This is a genomic window from Psychrobacter sp. D2 (assembly GCF_013608135.1).
GTDB lineage: Bacteria > Pseudomonadota > Gammaproteobacteria > Pseudomonadales > Moraxellaceae > Psychrobacter > Psychrobacter cryohalolentis.
The window spans coordinates 75,181-94,811 of record NZ_JACDXZ010000010.1; the positions used below are offsets into that span (position 1 = coordinate 75,181).

The window sequence follows — 19,631 nt, forward strand, 5'->3', positions numbered from 1 at the left end:
GCGTCTGTTTGGTTATAATATCCAAAAATTATTATGCTTGTAGCTCAAGTAAGCGCTGATAGAGTGCATTCTTTTTGACACCAGTAATATCAGCCCCTAAAGCAGCGGCTTTTTTCACCGATAAATCCTCTAGCAGTCGTTGCAGCAATTTATCATGAATACTGATGTCATCATCGTCTTGGGCAATATTGGCTCCTGCGACCACCACCACTATTTCGCCGCGCTGCTGATTGTCATCCGCTTTAACAAATTCAACCAAAGCGCCAAGCGTACTTTTATTTACGGTCTCAAAGGTTTTGGTCAATTCACGGCAAAACGTTACTTCGCGCTCAGCACCAAATACAGTCGCCATATCTTCTAAACTGGCAATAATACGGTGCGGCGCTTCGTAAAATATTAAGGTTTCAGTGCGAGAGTGCAATGCTGCCAGCTGCTTTTGACGACCATGGGTTTTTGCTGGTAGAAAACCAATAAAGCTAAAGCGGTCTGAGGGCAATCCTGCAACAGACAGTGCGGCAATAGCAGCAGAGGCACCAATAATAGGGGATACGCGAACGCCAGCAGCATGTGCTGCTTGCACCAATTGATAACCTGGGTCACTAATCAGTGGCGTGCCAGCATCACTAATCAAGGCAACGGAATGACCTTGCTCAATCATTTCAATAATTTTGGGTGTTTGAATGGCGCTATTATGCTCATGATAAGCCCAAAGCTTATTATGACCTTTTTGTTTAGCCGTGCTATCAGGGTCTTTTTCGCCATCATTCTTATTATTGTGTACTGTTACCTCTTCAGTATCATCATCCTTACTGCCTTTGGTGTTAATGCCAAAGTGTGACAACAGCTTACCTGAGGTGCGCGTATCTTCACAGGCAATGATAGCGACTTGCTTTAAGACATCAATCGCATGCGGTGTCATGTCGCTCAGATTGCCAATCGGCGTGGCAACGATATATAGACAAGCTGGCATCGCGGTAGGGCTAGACATGAAAACCTCGGGTCATTAAGATAATAAATAAAGGGATATGGCGCACTGACTGATAAAACTGGCTAACAACATTAAAGGCAAAAATGCCTTATCAAATAAGGCTTAAGCACAGTGTAAAAAATCCTAGCAGTATCAACACGCGAAAGTGGTTAGTTTAGCATGATGTGCTATGATAATTCTGAAATGTTGAGCAGACTAATAGACGTCATGGCAAATGATAAACCTTTAATGCTAACCTCTCCAAAACAGCGCCAAGGTAGCCGATTTGAGCAGCGGGCGTGTGAGTTTTTGCAAGAGCGAGGGTTGATTTTGGTTGCGCAAAACTGGCAGCAGCCTAAAGTTGGCGAGCTTGATTTAGTGATGTTAGAAAAAGGACAAGCATGGTCGACACTGGTATTTGTGGAAGTACGGCAAAGACAGCACTCATATTTTGGTGATGCGGCTATCAGCGTCACAGCAGGCAAGCAACGTAAAATTATCAAAGCAGCGCGTCATTTTTTACAGCAAAACCCTCAATATCATAAATATGAATGTCGGTTTGATGTGATTGCTTATAATACAATGAATAAAAAAAATAAAAATGAAGCCAATATCACGTTGGACAATCAACCAAATCAACGGTTAGAAATTAATCAGCCTGAATGGCTACAAGGCGCATTTATCACGTCAGCTTGGTAATAAGACTTGTTTATGATTTATTTAAGCGTGGCTAATTTTATAATGTCAAAGCAAATTAAATGAAGTTGTCGTTACCAAAAGCCTAACTGTAAGCAGTAAAAATTCAGTAGAGTAGCGGCACTAAAATAATTTTATTGAATCAAGTTTTTGTCATATTTGTTAAAACTACAATCATTGACTGTTGCTATTATTTATTATGAATACTCATGTACTAAAGAGGTAAATCATGACACAGATGAATCTGCGCACTGCTATTTTTGGCTCACCGCGCCGTAACGCGATAGGCATTATATTAATGTCGACCATTGTCACGACTGGTTGTACCACCAATTATTTGACCAATAGTACAGAAGGTACTTATGGCGTGCCCATGACTGAGCGTACTATTCCGCAGCGTCTGCTTGATCGTAGTATTGAGCATACCGTCAAGATTAACGTTTATGGTTTGCAGGAAAATTTGCAGCAAACCAGTCGCATGAGTATTGATAGCTTTAATAGTATTGTATTACTGACCGGTGAAGTGCCGACTGAAACAATTAAGGCAGAAGTTAGTAAAGTCGTAGGCTCTATGCCAGATGTTCGTCAAGTCTATAATGAGCTGACAGTTGGTGCTTCAAAAGGCTATAGCCAAACTGTCCATGACGGTTATATCACCTCAAAGCTGATGGCGAAAACGGCCGCTGCTGATGGGGTAAAAGCGTCACAAATTAGAGCAGTGACCAATAATGGCGTGGTTTATATCATGGGTCGTATGACACCGACGCAGCAAAGCCATCTGATTGATATTGCCAATAGCACGGTTGGTGTTACAGAATTGGTACTACTGACTACTGTCGTCGATGATCGAGGCGTAAAGCTGGGTAACGATGACATCATGTATGAGGCTAATGCTGCAAATTCAGCCCATCCAACTAGAGTTGCAGTCGTTAATAACAGAGCAATACCTAATACCAGTGGTTCTGTCGCAGCGGATGCGACTATCAGTGCCACACCTATTATAGTGACCGAGGATGGCTCGCCAGTTACCGAGCCTTCATCCAGCCCTTACATTGACCTGTATCGAAACCCATAGATTGAAGTGAGCTAAATGAATGATTAATCTTGATAAGATATTGTTATCTAATGCTAGTTTTATCTTAAAGTAGCCCAAATATCACTCACAAGAACACTAAATACCCATAACAGTAGAAGCACGATAAATCCCCTGTTATTCCGTAAAATATGTACAGTCAAAAAATATTAATCGCAAATATAGTTAATGCAGTGTAGGTAAGATTATAAATCTACAACTGACTGACATATAACAGGAATACTGCTATGAAGGCTTTAAATAATGATGTACAGCGACCTAAGGTAGGAATGTCCAAACTCGTACGTGTAGGGGTTACTACTGCGTTGGCAGTGGGCAGTATTGCGCTAGCGACGCAGCAAGCACAAGCGTTATCAGCGCTTGCTATCGTTAATGGTATTACTTCAAATGGCGGCATTGGGGTTAGTAAAGATATCCTGTATGGTGACGAGCCATTACAAGATTTGGATATTTACTATCCAAAACCTTTAGCGCAGGCTATGAAAACGAATACCACTATCAAACAAGATTATCCGATGGTGGTATTCGTCCATGGCGGCTCTTGGGAGAGTGGTAGTAAGGAAGAATATGCTTTTGTCGGGCAGAGTTTGGCGCAAGCAGGTTATGTGACGGCAGTGATTAATTATCGTAAAGCCCCTGAGCATGTCTATCCTGATTATGTCGAAGATACGGCGCAAGCGATTGCGTGGAGCTATAAAAATGCCAAGCGTTTCCATGCCAATCCAGAGCGTTTTGCAGTCGTTGGTCATTCTGCCGGAGCGTTTAACGCTGTTGCTGCGGTCGCCAATGAGGATTTTTTAAAGCCTTATGGTATTAAGCCAAAAGATATCACTGCAGTGATTGGTATTGCAGGTCCTTATAGTTATGACTTTCGTAAATTTAGTAGCGTCACCGCTTTTGCTGCCGACGCGACACCTGATGAGGTAATGCCAGATCGTCAGATCAAAGGGCAGCAGCCGCCGTATTTATTATTGACTGCTGAAAAAGACAAAGTTGTTTATGCAACCAATACCATCAAAATGACACAGGCGTTAAAAGCGGCAGGTGTTACCGTGCAGACAAGTGAAATTGCCGGTGCCAGTCATGCCACCAGTATTGGCGCGATGGCACCACCTCTACGCTGGGTCAATGATGTACGTGCACAAGTATTAAGTTATTTGGATAAAACCCTTAAATAAGGGTTGCAATTAATAAGTCCGACATGGGTATTGATTCTATTTTAGGCTAATAATGGTTAAGCATCGTTGTGTAAGACAGTGCTGTAAGATGGTCAAACTCTTGTTATAATGTCGTCACTTTACCTCTATACCCTATCTAAAACCTTAAGGCAGAATATTCTATGAGCATGAACGCTGACGATTTGATTGCATTTTTACAAACGCATTTTCCAGATGCCTTTATTCAAGCTGCCAATCAAGGAACTAAGTTTGATGTGCGTGTGGTTGATGCCAGTTTTGAGGGCAAACGCGCCGTTCAACGTCAGCAAGCCGTTTATGCTTTGGTCAATGATAAAATCGCCAATGGTGATATTCATGCGCTCAATATTCAAGCGTTAACGCCTGCTGAATGGGATGTTCAATCGCAAGGCTAGAGTAGGTTAAAGCTTTTTATTTACGACTGGATTGTTTATCACGAGCAAGTATTTTTGCCGCTAATAACCGATTCGGTTTTTCATTATTTTTATACTTATCGTTAGGTTGTCACCTTTATGGATCAATTTTTAATCACTGGTAGTAGTCGTATCGCAGGGGAAGTCACCATTTCAGGCGCTAAAAATGCCGCGTTGCCGTTGCTTGCGGCTATGATATTGGCTGAGACGCCGACGACATTGCACAATGTGCCATCGCTACAAGATGTGCGCACTTTGATTGAGTTGATCGGTGGCATGGGTATCAAAATCCAAAAGCAGGGTGATACCGTCACTTGCGATACCAAGAGTATCGATAATTTTTATGCGCCTTATGATTTGGTTAAAACCATGCGCGCCTCAATCTTAGTACTGGGTCCATTGTTGGCACGTTTTGGTGAGGCAGAAGTATCCTTGCCGGGTGGTTGTGCGATTGGTTCGCGCCCCGTTGATCAGCATCTTAAAGCCTTTGAAGCAATGGGTGCTAGTATTACAGTAGAAAACGGCTATGTAATCGCGCAAGCACCAAAAGGCGGCAAACTGCTAGGTTGTAAGTTCTCATTTGACATGGTGACGGTAGGCGGTACTGAAAACGTCATCATGGCAGCAGCACTTGCTAAAGGCACGACTGTTTTGGGCAACTGTGCGCTTGAGCCAGAAGTGGTTGATTTGGCTAATATGCTGGTCGCAATGGGTGCTAAAATCAGTGGTATTGGTACAGCAACCATGACGATTGAAGGCGTTGAGCGCTTGCATGGTTGTGAGTACTCGGTCGTGCCAGATCGTATCGAAACAGGCTCTTACCTTGCAGGTGCTTTGATGACACGCGGTGATGTATTGACTAAGAATACTTCTGCGCTACTATTAACACCTGTGCTAGAAAAGTTTGAAGACATGGGTGCAATTATCACTACGGGTGATGATTGGATTCGCGCGCAAATGAAAGGTCGACCAAAAGCGGTCGATATTCGTACCCAGCCGCATCCAGGTTTTCCAACGGATATGCAGGCACAGGTGATGGCGATTGCTTGTTTGGCTGATGGCACCAGTACCTTTATCGAAAATATCTTTGAGAACCGTTATATGCATGTCCCTGAGCTTAATCGTTTGGGTGCCTCTATCCAAGTAGACGGTCATACGGCTGTGGTAAAAGGGGTTGAATGCTTTACAGCCGCGCCTGTGATGGCGACTGATTTGCGTGCTTCGATGTCATTGGTAATGGCAGCCGCAACAGCAGAAGGCGAGAGCTTAATTGACCGCATTTACCATATCGACCGGGGCTATGAGCACGTTGAAGACAAATTGCGTGCGCTTGGTGTCAATATCGAGCGTATTAACAGCAATGATTAATATGGCTTGCTAAAAGTTATAACGCTAGTATTAACACTGGCGTTATAATCAAAATAAATTTTAAGCCTAGTGTAATATTAAAAATGCCCTTTGACGGCGACAACTTTCAGCACCATCAGCACACGGACCAGCGTCACTATGACTGAAGCAACCAACAGCTTACCAACCAGTGGTTTATTAAACGAAGTAAATGATGAGTTTTCAGGCTTAACACTGGCATTATCCAAGGGTCGTATCTTAGAAGAGACGATGCCACTTTTGCGTGCCGCTGGCGTTGAATTATTGGAAGATCCTGAAGCCTCACGCAAGCTTATTTTTCCAACCTCAAATCCCAATGTCCGAGTATTAATTTTACGCGCAAGCGATGTGCCAACGTATGTTGAACACGGTGCAGCGGACTTTGGTGTGGCAGGTAAAGATGTTTTGCTTGAGCATGGCGCCAATCATGTTTATGAATTATTAGATCTGAAGATTGCTCAGTGTAAGCTCATGACCGCTGGCGTAAAAGATACACCTTTGCCAAACCGTCGCCTACGTATTGCCACCAAATATGTGAATGTTGCCCGTGCTTATTTTGCAAGTCAAGGACAGCAAGTTGATGTGATCAAGCTGTACGGCTCGATGGAACTTGCGCCCTTGGTTGGTTTAGGTGATTTGATAGTCGACGTCGTTGATACGGGCAATACCTTACGTGCCAATGGACTCGAAGCGCGCGATCATATCTGTGATGTCTCCTCCCGTCTTATCGTCAACCAAGTCAGTTATAAGCGCAAGTTTTCATTGCTTGAGCCGATATTGGATAGTTTTAAAAATAGTATCAGCAGTACTTCATAAATCAGTACATGATAAAAGCGTATCGTAGATTGATAATATCAAGTATGGTTATACAAAATTCCAAACCAGTTTAGCGCTCTAAGGAGAACATAGCGTGCTAAACTGGTTTTATTGTATTTGCATGTCAGCTAGTAAAAGCACCTTATAGTCTGAATGTGATTGCTATAAATAAGCTGGCATCTAAGCCCTTATATTATCCTTTTTACCACCGTATTCATGCTCAAATATAGGAAAAAGCCATGCGCCAATTAACTACGCAAGACGCCGATTTTGACAGTCAGTTGACAGAACTGCTTGCTTTTGAAACCGTTAATGATGCCGATTTACTCAAAACGGTAGATGACATTATTAGTAAAGTCCGTCATGGCGGGGATAGTGTGGTGCTGGAATTGACGCAGCAGTTTGATCAACATCCAGCAACGACGATGAAGGCTTTAGAATTATCCAAAGAGGCACTTGCTGAAGCCTTTGCCAATCTTGATGATGTCGTGAAAAGCGCTCTGACCACAGCAGCGACGCGCGTGCAGAGCTTTCATGAGCACCAAGTACAAGAGTCATGGCAGTATGAAGATGAGTTCGGCAATCGTTTAGGTCAAAAGGTCACGCCGCTTGACCGTGTCGGCATTTATGTGCCGGGCGGTCTGGCGTCTTATCCTTCTTCAGTATTAATGAACGCTATCCCTGCCAAAGTTGCTGGTGTCAAAGAAGTCATCATGGTCGTGCCAGCGCCAAAAGGTGTGCTCAATCCCTTAGTATTAGCGGCGGCGCATTTGGCACAAGTTGATCGCGTCTTTACTATTGGTGGTGCACAAGCGGTAGCGGCACTGGCTTATGGTACTGAAACGATTCCGGCAGTAGATAAAATCACTGGACCGGGTAATAAATATGTTGCAGCCGCCAAACGCGCGGTATTTGGTCAAGTCGGTATCGATATGATTGCCGGACCTTCTGAGGTACTGGTTTATGCAGAAGGCACGGCGAAAGACCGTGCTGATTGGTTAGCGATGGATTTATTATCACAGGCAGAGCATGACCGTATTGCCCAAGCGATTTTTGTGACCACAAGTGAAAAACAGCTTAAAGAAGTCGCCATTGAGATTGAAAAAGCCTTGGCTGAATTACCCAAGGCAGATATCGCTCGTGATTCGCTAAAAAATCGTGGCGCGCTTATCTTGGTTAAAGACCGTGCAGAAGGCATGGCAGTTATCAATCGCGTTGCGCCTGAGCATTTGGAGCTGTCTGTTGATAATCCAGACGCGTTGCTTGGTAGTATTCGTCATGCAGGTGCTATCTTTATGGGACGTCATACGCCAGAGGCAATCGGTGACTACTGTGCAGGACCGAACCATGTGCTACCGACATCGGGTACAGCACGCTTTTCGTCACCGCTTGGCGTCTATGATTTTCAAAAGAAGTCATCCATTATTTATTGTAGTGAAGCGGGCAGTAAGCCTTTGGCTGAGACGGCAGATATTTTAGCGCAGCATGAGGACTTAGAAGCCCATGCGCGTTCAGCCCGTTATCGTTACCAGTCCTAATTTTCTCAAAAACAATGATTGGAATAACAGGTCTTCGGATAACAACTTTTAGAATAACAGTTTTAGAAATAACCATTTCTGTGTTTAATAGTAGGATAACTTATGAGTGAATCAAAGATAGATAACAGACTTTGGTCATCTAAAGCGCGTAATTTATCGCCGTATGTTCCTGGCGAGCAGCCCCAGCATGACGATTTGTGCAAGTTGAACACCAATGAAAATCCATTTCCACCTTCACCAAAAGTAGGTGAGGCGATTATTAAAGTCTTAGCGCAGCAAGCGGATGATTTGCGCTTGTATCCTGCACCTGAGTCTGAAGAATTGCGCGGCGCATTGGCCACGCTTTATGATCTTGATATCAATCAAGTGTTCGTTGGTAATGGCTCAGATGAAGTATTGGCACTGGTATTTGCCAGCTTCTTCTTAAAAGAGCGCCCAATTTTGGCGCCTGATATTAGCTACAGCTTTTATCCCGTTTATGCCAATACCTTTGGTATAGAGCTTGTGCAAATCCCATTAGAAGCAGATTTTAGTATCAGTCCTGATGCCTATCGTCGACCTTGCAGTGGTATCATTATTGCCAATCCAAATGCGCCAACTGGTTTATTATTGTCGCTTGCTGATATCCGTAAGCTTGCAGGCGAGCACTCAAATTCAGTGATTGTGATTGATGAAGCGTATATTGATTTTGCTCAGCTAGAAGAGAGTAGTCCAGACGTAGAAGTATCAGCGGTTAGCCTTATTAATGAATTTGATAACTTGCTAGTTACCCAGACCTTTTCAAAATCGCGTTCGCTTGCTGGACTGCGTGTCGGTATGGCATTTGGTAATGCCTCTTTGATTGAAGCATTAACGCGTATGAAAAACAGCTTTAATAGCTATCCACTTGATAAGTTGGCACAAGCTGGTGCAACAGCTAGCGTCTTAGATGTTGAATACTTTGAGAAAACCCGCCAGCAGGTCATTGATTTGCGTACATCGTTGACGGTTGAGTTGACGGCCTTAGGTTATGACGTACTGCCATCACATGCCAACTTTATCTTTGCGCGTCCTCATGATGGTGCTGCCAGTCAAATAGCAGAAGTATTACGCGAGCAAGGTATCATTGTTCGTCATTTTGATAAGCCGCGCATTAATGAGTATTTGCGCATCACGATTGGCACCGCTGCCCAGAACGAGCGTTTAATTGATGCGTTAAAAGCGTTAAAAGCGTTAAAAGCGTTACAGGCTGTAGCGGATGTCGAGGCAAATTAATACCTAGCTCAACTATAGTACTAAAACAATGTTTCATAAGTAATAAAAAGAGCCTGCTCACATGATGTTAGCAGGCTCTTTTGCGCCGCTTTAAGCTGTTTTCGAATATAAAGCTCAGTGGTTAGCTGTATTAACAAGGACAGAGAGTAAGTTACCAACTTTATCTAGGCACTCTTGATATTCAGCATCGCAGTTTGAGGCAACAGTAATGCCACCGCCTGCCCATAAACTGACTTGTTTGCTATTATCTGCTGCGCTAGTCGCTTGCAGTGTGCGAATCAGTACATTCCATTGGCCGCTACCATCAAAGTTCATATAACCCATGGTGCCACAATAAGCACTACGCGGTGCCGCTTCCAATTCTGCAATAATCTCCACCGCCCGTTTCTTTGGCGTGCCAGTAATTGATCCTGCAGGCAAACTGCCAAATAAGACGCTTAACGGATGAGTATCTGTCTTGAGCTCGGCGGTAATGGTGCTGACCATATGATGTACATTACTAAAGCTCTCAATCGCAAATAGCTGAGGCACTTTTACGCTACCGATTTTGGCGTATTTACCCAAGTCATTACGTAACAAATCCACAATCATAACGTTTTCTGCACGGTCTTTTTCGCTGTTGATTAACTGCTGCTTGTAGTCATTATCTTGTTCGATTGTTAAGCCGCGCGGCATCGTTCCTTTGATTGGCTTGGTACGTATATGATGCTTGCCAGTCTCAATATCTTTGCTAAAGGTAAAAAATAATTCCGGCGAACAGCTTAATAATTCAAACTGATGGTTTGAGGTATTTACTTTACCTTCATGATTATAGCTATCAATGGCTATATATCCTGCAAAAGGCGCTTGGGTATTAGCGTGCAAAGCAGGTAAATAGTCAATGAGGCTTGTGACTGAATTATCTTCATAAGCGCTTAAATAGCCACTCCATGCTTGGGTTAAATTGATTTGATAACAATCGCCTTGCTGCAAATAATTTTGCGTTTGATGAAACGCCTGCTGATAATGCTGTTTGCTCCACTGAGCTTCTAGTAATAAAGGCGGCGTTTTACAGGAGTATTTTTTAATGACATTCTCATTCGATAGTTGATTATCCAAACTATCTAAATAAGATGTTAGCACTCTGACTAGTGCATTTGTATCCTGCTGGACTGAGCTGCTGTCAGAGTTATTATTGTTATCATTTTTTACCTTTAGCTGCCAATTGCTTTGACTGTCTGAATCAGCGGTTAGGTAAATATCATAATGCCCCAATAACGCGCACGGCTGTGCTGCCATCTCTATATTAACGGTTGGACTGAGTTCATGAGCGCTAATGTCATAACTGATAAAACCTATCAAGCCATGCTGATAATTCGGCGACTGATTATCCTGACTTATTAAGATTGAGCTAGCGCTGTTATTTTCATAAGCCTGACTATAAGCAATTAATTCCTCTTGCCAGTCGCTATAACTCATATAGCTTGTAATAGCACTATCACTGGAATTACTATAAAGGTAAACGTTCCTACGCCATGTTTTCTCGACTTTATAAAGGCTTGCCTGTTTAGTAGCATGCAGCGTGTCATTAGTCACAGGATAAACGCACCAGCTCGTCTTTGGTAATAAGCCAATCACAGGTCGCCCATCATTATTGAGCCAAACCAATTGCCAGTTTGCTTTGCTATTTTGTTCTAACAAATGTCGTTGCAGGTGCGGCATTAATTCGGCAGCAGATAAGTCACCAAAACGCCAGCTAGTTTTGCTAGCTGGCGGTAGGGCAGAATCTGTCTGCACAGTGGTATGAGTATCTATTACAACCATAGTTTAAGCGTCAAACTTTTTGATGATTAGTGTTGCATTGGTACCGCCAAAGCCAAAGCTATTGCTCATAAGAGTTTCAAGCTCAACATCGCGTTTTTCAGTGACGATATCAAAGCCTTTGGCAGCTGGATCTAATTCTGTAATATTGATACTTGGTGCAATAAAGCTGTCTTGTAACATCAGTAAGCAATAAATCAGCTCTTGTGCACCAACCGCACCTAAGCTATGACCTGTCATAGACTTAGTCGAGCTAATGGCAGGCACTTTACTGATATCGTTATCAAATACTTTAGCAATAGCTTTCAGCTCAGTGATGTCACCAAGTGGCGTACTGGTACCATGGCTATTGATATAATCTACGCTTTCTAAACCAGCTTCAGCAAGTGCCAGCTTCATACAGCGTACTGCGCCTTCACCGCTTGGAGCGACCATTTCTGCGCCATCAGAGCTGGCACCGTAACCGACGATTTCAGCCAAAATATTGGCACCGCGTGCTTGGGCATGTTCTAAGCTTTCAACGACTACCATCGCGCCGCCTGCAGCGATAACAAAACCATCACGGTCTTTGTCATAAGCTCTTGAGGCAAGCTCTGGAGTATCATTATATTGGGTGCTGACAGCGCCCATGGCATCAAACATACAAGACTGAGTCCAATGTTCTGCTTCACTACCACCAGCGAGTATCACATCTGCTTTACCCAATTGAATAAGCTCGGCAGCATGACCGATACAATGCGTTGACGTGGCACAAGCCGAGGTTAATGAGTATGAAATACCTTGGATTTTTAGACCTGTAGCAAGCGCCGCTGATACTGAGCTGCCCATTGTTTTTGGTACAGCCATCGCACCAACGCCGCGTAACCCTTTTTCTCGCATGGCGTCTATTGCATTGGCGATATTTTCTGTTGACGCGCCGCCTGAGCTGGCGACTACGCCCACACGCGGATTGTTATTGATGGTTTCTAAAGAGAGTCCAGCGTGCTTAATTGCACTTAACGCACTGACATAAGCATATAGGCTTGCGTCACTAAAAAACCGTTTTAGTTTGCGGTCAATAGCTGAGGTATCAAGCTGTGAGTGATCAATACTGCCGCTGACGTGTGATTTGAACTCGTGCTCAGCATAAGATTCGTTGAACGTGATGCCAGAGCGTCCTTGTTTAAGAGCCTCTGTGACAGTAGCCAAATCATGTCCGATACAAGAGACAATCCCTGCTCCAGTGATAACAACGCGGCGCATACAATATTCCTTATTAGTAACGATTTTTTTGATAATTACTTTTAATCATCGTTTTAAAATATCTGCTTCTACCATATCACTTCATCTCTATCTGTCTTTGATAATATAATGTGTTGTTATATCAAGGCATTTAAGTGCTAGCAGCGGACTCTAACGCTATCATGGATTCATAGAGAGTTGAGAGAAATAGAGTGCAGGTAAATAATGGTACAAGTGTACTTTGAATTATGGCATATGATACCGTATCGAGGTGGCAAAATGTTTGAGTAAATGCAAAATAATAATAAAATAGGGCTTATCAGCAACAATGGTTATTTTATAGTTTTATGCAGTTTGTTATTAAGAAGCAAACAATATGAGCTAATGTAATAGATATACTATGATGGTTAAGTTGTTATCGATAAATGACACTTTTAGATACAAAAGGGCTGATAGCGATAACATTGTTCGCACTGACACTCACAATAGGGGTTCGCTAGAATGGCAAACAGCGTATTATTATAAAAAGGGTGTTAGAGCAGCATTTTAACAATGGTGATTTAACACTTAGTACTTTAACTATATTACTTTATAACAAACATCATATTAAGGATATCAAGATGGGAAAGCGTAGCACTTTATCGAAAGGTATTAGTACGGTTGGCTCTTTTACGCGCGGCAATCTAGAGCGTATGGGTGCCATGATTGATAGCGCGAATGCAAAAACTGGTAAACCGCGTCAATTTAAAGCGGTGAACTTAGGCGATGAAGATTACCAACAAGATTTGTTCCGTGAGCAAACGTTAAAAGCCACTCAGCAGTTATTGGGCACACGCTTTGCTGCTTATGGTAAATATGCTAAAAAAGTGGTGCCGAACAGCTTTTTTGAATCAACCGTTGATGGCGCTTTTGCTCAAATTGCTAAGCTTGCCGACAACTGGAGTCAAATTGATTTACCGAATCAGCATCGCTTTGCCAATATTGTGAGCTTAGACGACGAGCAGCGTTACGCGTTAGCGACCGATATCGCCAATCAAAACCGTGCATTAGCGACGCTTGGCGGTGTTACAGGTTTGGCAGGTTTGCCGGGCTTGCTTGCGGATACGTTATGGTTATTGTTGGTTTCTCTACGCACGGTTTATCAATTGGGCGCTGTTTATAATAAGCCGTTAACTGGTAAGCAAGGCGTCAAAATGGCCTATGAGTTACTTGCCAATGCAGATCTCAGCAAAATGCAAGAGAAGCAAGCATTGCTGGCAGGTATTGGTATTGGTAAAGGTTTACTGGATAGCGCCCAAAGCAGCGGTTTACACAATGAGCTCAAAAACTTAGGCTTGCAGAATAAAAAAGTTAATTTTTACGCAGAGCAAGTGGACAGTATTGCTAGTCAGGTCGGTGTTGATTTGGATCAAATTAACTTAACATGGATACGCCGATTCCTACCAGCCACTGCCGTTATCGTTGGTATGCGCTATAACAGTCAGCTGATTGATGAGGTCATTGGCGTTGCTCAAGCAACTTTTGCGCCAGAAGCTAAGCTTGCCAATCGCGCTATTACGGATGACAGTAGCAGCGAAGTAAAGGTTAGTAAGGCAACGGGCAGCACTGAGCAGAAAGAAGACAAAGCTCAAGATACCGCATCACTAGAGAAGGAATCTAAAGAAAAAGAATCAAAAGATGCAGCCTCAAAAAACATAAAGTCAGACGCCAATGCTGCAAAAGATACTCAGAAAAAAGCTGACGATAAAGAAAACGATGTTGATGCTATAGCTGACGAAAAGAAGACTAGTGAAAAGAAAGTCGACAGCACTAAGAATGATAAGCAGAATAGTGCAGATAAATCTTCTGACAGCAAAACAAAGAAAGCCGCTGCTAAGTCGAGTAAATAATAAGCCATTAAGGTTTATTGATTACTTCGTTTTAGAATACTGAAGCTCTACGTAATTGCTATTTATCTTTAATGTTGGCGATATCGGCTTACTTCTATTGAAAATTAAACCGATATCGCCATATAGCTCAGGTAAACGACTGTTTTTTATCTCTAAATATCTTATCTAAATGATGTAAGCATCTACTTTTGATACCGTATTTAGTTAGCTGTTTTTTCGGTTATGCCGTTAAAAACAGATAAAGTGGTATAGTAGTAGACCGAATACATATCTATCCGCTGCTGTAAAGTCCAACTGCTCATAAGTGGTTGAAATAGCAGCAACAAGTCTTTATAATACACTGTCCTAAAAATGGGTGTGCCAAAATCTGTCGTTAAAGTCAGATCGATGGTGCGTTTCCCTATTTTTTTGTTTTTTACCAAACGGGAGAAGGATGCCTCATGGCAACAACTAACCAATTGATTCGTAAAGGTCGCAAAACCATCAAGGAAAAGTCAAAAGTTCCTGCGTTGGAAGCGTGCCCACAACGCCGTGGTGTATGTACTCGCGTATATACTACTACCCCTAAAAAACCTAACTCAGCCATGCGTAAAGTATGTCGTGTACGTTTGACTTCAGGTTATGAAGTATCAAGCTACATCGGCGGCGAAGGTCATAACCTACAAGAGCACAGTGTTGTTCTTATCCGCGGTGGTCGTGTAAAAGATCTACCAGGTGTACGTTATCACACTGTTCGCGGTGCACTAGATTGCGCAGGCGTTAAAGACCGTAAGCAAGGTCGTTCTAAATATGGTGCTAAGAAACCTAAAGTTTAATAACTAACCGTTATTAAATGAGTTTCTTTGTATCAAACATTAACTGTGCATGGGTCTGATGTGAGTAATTTTTGACCAAATGAGTCATTAACCTTTATCACACACCGCCATGCAGTAAGGCTGACTGACAACTCGATATAACGCCATCCAATATTAATTGGTGCGAGATTGTGAATGTCAGACACTCCTGAAGAAAAGGATATTTATTATGCCAAGACGTCGCGTCGTTGCTACCCGTGAGATCCTACCGGATCCTAAGTTTGGTAGCCAAACTGTTGCAAAATTCATCAACCATGTCATGAGTCATGGTAAAAAATCTACTGCTGAGCGTATCGTTTACGGTGCACTTGAGACAGTAAGCCAAAAGCGTAACATCGAAGATCCAGTTTCTTTCTTTGAAGAAGTATTGGAAAATGTTCGCCCAATGGTTGAAGTAAAAGCTCGCCGTGTTGGTGGTGCAACCTACCAAGTGCCAATGGAAGTACGCCCCTCCCGTCGTACTGCCTTGGCTATGCGTTGGTTAGCTGAAGCTGCTGCAAAGCGTTCTGAAAAATCAATGGCTTTGCGTTTAGCTGGCGAATTGAATGATGCTGCTGATGGCAAAGGTAATGCTATGAAGAAGCGTGACGAAGTTCACCGCATGGCAGATGCTAACAAAGCATTCTCTCATTACCGTTTCTAAGCTACTCTTAATTAAGCTGTTCTTTTAAATATAGCTTTTTAAAAGTAGTTTTGGATGACTGGTATATGCCAGTCATCTAGATATAATTTATTTATTCTATTGATTGTCGCCATTGTTAATAAATGATTTGCTTGTAATTATTGAAAGATAATAACAGACACACTCATTTTAGATGGCGGACATCTGTCAAGATGCTGTTCTGAAAAGGGATGCTATTCTGTAAAGAAAGTCTCCTGAGTTTGATGCCGCACTATTCTTAGTAGTTACTCTTTTTTGCCCGTATTAGGTTCAATGATTAGTAATATTGCAGGGCTGAATGGCTTTGTCATAGAGTAGAGGTAGAGACACAACACATTAATATATACACGAATTTCCCTAGGAAAACACTATGGCTCGTAAAACTCCCCTAAAGCGCTATCGCAATATTGGTATCTCTGCGCACATTGATGCTGGTAAAACGACCACTACTGAACGTGTTTTGTTCTATACCGGTGTTAGCCACAAGATTGGTGAAGTACATGATGGCGCAGCCACTATGGACTGGATGGAGCAAGAACAAGAGCGTGGTATTACTATCACCTCAGCGGCGACAACTTGTTTTTGGTCAGGTATGGCAAAACAGTTTGACGAACACCGTATCAATATCATTGACACCCCAGGTCACGTTGACTTCACGATTGAAGTTGAACGTTCTATGCGTGTTCTTGATGGCGCTTGCATGGTTTACTGTGCAGTAGGCGGCGTTCAGCCACAGTCTGAAACCGTATGGCGTCAGGCAAACAAATATAAAGTTCCACGTCTTGCATTCATTAACAAAATGGATCGCGTTGGCGCTGATTTCTACCGCGTAGTAGAACAGATTAAAACTCGTCTAGGCGGCAAGCCAGTACCATTGGTTATCCCAATTGGTAAAGAAGACGACTTTGAAGGCGTTGTAGATCTAGTAACGATGAAAGCCATCTATTGGGACGAAGCGTCTCAAGGTATGGAATATGATGAGCGTGAAATCCCAGCAGAACTACAAGAAAAAGCGGAAGAATATCGTGAGTATCTAGTAGAAAGCGCTGCTGAAGCGACTGAAGAATTGATGAATGAGTATCTTGAGAACGGTGAATTAACTGTTGAACAAATTAACTCTGCTATTCGCCAGTTGACTATTGATAACGAAATCATTCCACTTCTTTGTGGTACTGCCTTTAAAAACAAAGGTGTACAGAAGATGTTGGACGCTGTTATTCAGTATCTTCCTGCACCAATGGATGTACCTGCTATTAAAGGTATCCTTGATGATAAAGATGAATCTGAAGGCACTCGTGAAGCGTCAGACGAAGCACCGTTCTCAGCTTTAGCATTCAAAATCATGAATGACAAGTTCGTTGGTAACTTAACCTTCGTTCGTGTTTATTCAGGTGTTCTAAAGCAAGGTAGCAGCGTTTATAACCCAGTTAAAATGAAACGTGAGCGCGTTGGCCGTATCGTACAGATGATGGCAAACTCTCAAGAAGAGTTGCAAGAAATCCGTACTGGTGATATCGCAGCCTTGGTTGGCATGAAAGATGTAACCACTGGTGATACGTTGTGTGATGAGCAAAATGTTATTACGCTTGAGCGTATGGAATTCCCAGATCCAGTTATCAGTCTAGCGGTTGAACCTAAAACCAAAGCTGACCAAGAAAAAATGTCAATCGCTTTAGGTCGTTTGGCGAAAGAAGATCCATCGTTCCGTGTACATACTGACGAAGAATCTGGTCAGACTATCATCAGTGGTATGGGTGAGCTGCATCTTGAGATTCTTGTTGACCGTATGAAGCGTGAGTTTGGTGTTGAAGCTAACATCGGCGCACCTCAGGTTGCTTATCGCGAAACGATTCGTAACACGGTTGAGCAAGAAGGCAAATTCGTACGTCAGACTGGTGGTCGTGGTAAATTCGGTCACGTTTGGTTACGTCTTGAGCCTATGGATCCAGCTGGCGATGTTCTTTATGAATTTAAAGAAGAAGTTGTTGGTGGTACGGTACCAAAAGAATTCCACGGTGCGGTTGATAAAGGTATTCAAGAGCGCATGAAAAACGGCGTACTTGCAGGTTACCCAATCGTTGGCGTAAAAGCGACCTTGTATGATGGTTCTTACCATGATGTTGACTCGGATGAGTTATCATTTAAAATGGCTGGTTCTATCGCATTCCGTAAAGGCTTCATGGCTGCAAACCCAACGCTACTTGAGCCAGTGATGAAAGTAGAAGTTGAAACACCTGAAGACTATATGGGCGATATCATGGGCGATCTTAACCGTCGTCGTGGTATGGTTCAAGGTATGGAAGACTTACCTGGTGGCACTAAGCAGATTCGTGCTGAAGTACCATTAGCGGAAATGTTTGGCTATGCCACACAAATGCGTTCAATGTCACAGGGCCGTGCAACTTACTCTATGGAATTCCAAAAGTACGCTGAAATTCCAAAATCAGTTGCAGAAGCTATCATCTCTAAATTCAACAATAAAGATGATGACGAATAAGCAAAAATCTATCGATAATGGCAATATAGGACATATCTTTATATTGTCAGTAGATAATCGAGCAATAATTGGTTAAAAGACTTGTTATTGCTCGTGATTTTCTTATAATATCTGCACATTAGTATGTGCACCCTTTTAACAGTTATCTTAATGTGGTCAGTATTCACTTAATTACTTTGTATAAATTAAGCAGTTGACCCTAAAAAAAGAGGAAATACCCATGGCAAAGGCCAAGTTTGAACGTCTAAAACCACATGTTAACGTCGGCACCATCGGACACGTTGACCACGGTAAAACCACCCTTACCGCTGCAATCGCAACCGTAGCTGCAATCACTTCAGGTGGCGAAGCCAAAGACTACGCGTCTATTGACTCAGCACCAGAAGAAAAAGCACGTGGCATCACCATCAACACCTCACACGTAGAATATGACACCCCATCACGTCATTACGCTCACGTTGATTGCCCAGGTCACGCCGATTATGTTAAAAACATGATCACTGGTGCGGCTCAGATGGATGGCGCAATCCTAGTTGTATCAGCAACTGACGGCCCTATGCCACAAACCCGTGAGCATATCCTGCTTTCACGTCAGGTTGGCGTACCGTACATCGTTGTATTCATGAACAAATGTGACGTTGTTGATGACGAAGAATTGCTTGAACTCGTAGAAATGGAAGTTCGTGAATTATTAAGCGACTATGACTTCCCAGGTGATGACACCCCAATCATCCATGGTTCTGCAACTGAAGCCCTAAAAGGCTCACAAGAAAAATATGGTCAACCAGCCGTTGTAGAACTATTAAACGTTCTTGACACCTACATCCCAGAGCCAGAGCGTGACATCGACAAAGCATTCCTAATGCCAATCGAAGACGTATTCTCAATCTCAGGTCGTGGTACTGTTGTAACTGGCCGTGTTGAATCTGGTATCGTACGCGTTGGCGACGAAATCGAAATCGTCGGTATCCGTGACACTCAAAAAACCACCTGTACGGGTGTAGAGATGTTCCGTAAACTGCTTGACGAAGGTCGTGCAGGCGAAAACTGTGGCGTACTACTACGTGGTACTAAGCGTGAAGACGTACAACGTGGCCAAGTACTTGCTAAGCCAGGTTCAATCACTCCTCATACCAAGTTTGACGCTGAAGTATATGTGTTGAGCAAAGAAGAGGGTGGTCGTCACACACCATTCCTAAACGGCTATCGTCCACAGTTCTACTTCCGTACCACTGACGTAACTGGCGCAATCCAATTACAAGACGGTACTGAAATGGTTATGCCTGGTGATAACGTTGAGATGGGCGTAGAGCTTATCCACCCAATCGCTATGGACAAAGGTCTTCGCTT

The 19,631-nt window shown here is 43.0% G+C and carries 16 protein-coding genes; 13 read left to right on the top strand and 3 right to left on the bottom strand.

Translation table 11 applies throughout. From position 1 onward, the window contains the following. Positions 1-31 precede the first annotated feature (31 nt). Complete coding sequence (gene rsmI / locus H0262_RS12020) at positions 32-988, bottom strand: 16S rRNA (cytidine(1402)-2'-O)-methyltransferase (protein WP_181210900.1); 957 nt, start codon at positions 986-988, stop codon at positions 32-34. A 159-nt stretch (positions 989-1,147) separates the two neighbouring features. Between rsmI and H0262_RS12025 the strand changes: the two genes are divergently transcribed. The 8 genes from H0262_RS12025 (at position 1,148) to hisC (ending at position 9,359) form a co-directional block, all read left to right on the top strand. Beyond that, positions 1,148-1,666: a YraN family protein gene (locus H0262_RS12025; RefSeq protein WP_011514508.1), complete on the top strand. Its 519-nt coding sequence runs from the start codon at positions 1,148-1,150 to the stop codon at positions 1,664-1,666. Positions 1,667-1,892: 226 nt separating this feature from the next. Next, positions 1,893-2,738 (top strand): BON domain-containing protein, encoded by an 846-nt coding sequence (locus H0262_RS12030; RefSeq protein ID WP_181210901.1) that lies wholly within the window; start codon positions 1,893-1,895, stop codon positions 2,736-2,738. A 245-nt stretch (positions 2,739-2,983) separates the two neighbouring features. Beyond that, positions 2,984-3,934 carry an alpha/beta hydrolase gene (locus H0262_RS12035; protein WP_020444327.1) on the top strand — a complete coding sequence of 317 codons (951 nt, stop codon included), beginning with the start codon at positions 2,984-2,986 and terminating at the stop codon, positions 3,932-3,934. Positions 3,935-4,095: 161 nt separating this feature from the next. Further along, on the top strand, positions 4,096-4,347 hold the full coding sequence (locus tag H0262_RS12040; protein WP_310502993.1) for a BolA family protein: 252 nt from the start codon (positions 4,096-4,098) through the stop codon (positions 4,345-4,347). A 117-nt stretch (positions 4,348-4,464) separates the two neighbouring features. Continuing rightward, a complete protein-coding gene (gene murA, locus H0262_RS12045; protein ID WP_020444326.1) occupies positions 4,465-5,733 on the top strand; it encodes a UDP-N-acetylglucosamine 1-carboxyvinyltransferase in 1,269 nt (422 codons plus the stop codon). Positions 5,734-5,871: 138 nt separating this feature from the next. Further along, positions 5,872-6,567 carry an ATP phosphoribosyltransferase gene (hisG, locus tag H0262_RS12050; protein ID WP_181210902.1) on the top strand — a complete coding sequence of 232 codons (696 nt, stop codon included), beginning with the start codon at positions 5,872-5,874 and terminating at the stop codon, positions 6,565-6,567. A 239-nt stretch (positions 6,568-6,806) separates the two neighbouring features. Continuing rightward, on the top strand, positions 6,807-8,105 hold the full coding sequence (gene hisD / locus H0262_RS12055) for a histidinol dehydrogenase (protein ID WP_181210903.1): 1,299 nt from the start codon (positions 6,807-6,809) through the stop codon (positions 8,103-8,105). A gap of 102 nt (positions 8,106-8,207) precedes the next feature. Continuing rightward, positions 8,208-9,359, top strand: a complete 1,152-nt coding sequence (hisC, locus tag H0262_RS12060; RefSeq protein WP_181210904.1) for a histidinol-phosphate transaminase — start codon at positions 8,208-8,210, stop codon at positions 9,357-9,359. A 114-nt stretch (positions 9,360-9,473) separates the two neighbouring features. On the opposite strand, the gene H0262_RS12065 is transcribed toward hisC, so the two are convergent. Then, positions 9,474-11,162 carry an anthranilate synthase component I family protein gene (locus H0262_RS12065; RefSeq protein ID WP_181210905.1) on the bottom strand — a complete coding sequence of 563 codons (1,689 nt, stop codon included), beginning with the start codon at positions 11,160-11,162 and terminating at the stop codon, positions 9,474-9,476. A 3-nt stretch (positions 11,163-11,165) separates the two neighbouring features. Then, the gene (locus H0262_RS12070) at positions 11,166-12,401 is read right to left on the bottom strand and encodes a beta-ketoacyl-ACP synthase II (protein ID WP_181210906.1); all 1,236 of its coding nucleotides are present in this window, start codon (positions 12,399-12,401) and stop codon (positions 11,166-11,168) included. 599 nt (positions 12,402-13,000) lie between these two features. Between H0262_RS12070 and H0262_RS12075 the strand changes: the two genes are divergently transcribed. From H0262_RS12075 to tuf, 5 genes are all read left to right on the top strand, one after another. Beyond that, positions 13,001-14,269, top strand: a complete 1,269-nt coding sequence (locus H0262_RS12075; RefSeq protein WP_011514498.1) for an EcsC family protein — start codon at positions 13,001-13,003, stop codon at positions 14,267-14,269. A gap of 440 nt (positions 14,270-14,709) precedes the next feature. After that, positions 14,710-15,084 carry a 30S ribosomal protein S12 gene (gene rpsL / locus H0262_RS12080; RefSeq protein ID WP_011281154.1) on the top strand — a complete coding sequence of 125 codons (375 nt, stop codon included), beginning with the start codon at positions 14,710-14,712 and terminating at the stop codon, positions 15,082-15,084. Positions 15,085-15,292: 208 nt separating this feature from the next. Continuing rightward, entirely contained in the window at positions 15,293-15,766 is a 474-nt protein-coding gene (rpsG, locus tag H0262_RS12085; RefSeq protein ID WP_011514497.1) for a 30S ribosomal protein S7, read from the top strand. Between the two features lie 388 nt (positions 15,767-16,154). Beyond that, positions 16,155-18,281 carry an elongation factor G gene (gene fusA / locus H0262_RS12090; RefSeq protein ID WP_133104816.1) on the top strand — a complete coding sequence of 709 codons (2,127 nt, stop codon included), beginning with the start codon at positions 16,155-16,157 and terminating at the stop codon, positions 18,279-18,281. Between the two features lie 220 nt (positions 18,282-18,501). Next, the coding region (tuf, locus tag H0262_RS12095) for an elongation factor Tu (protein WP_181209594.1) at positions 18,502-19,631 on the top strand (1,130 nt) is incomplete at its 3' end.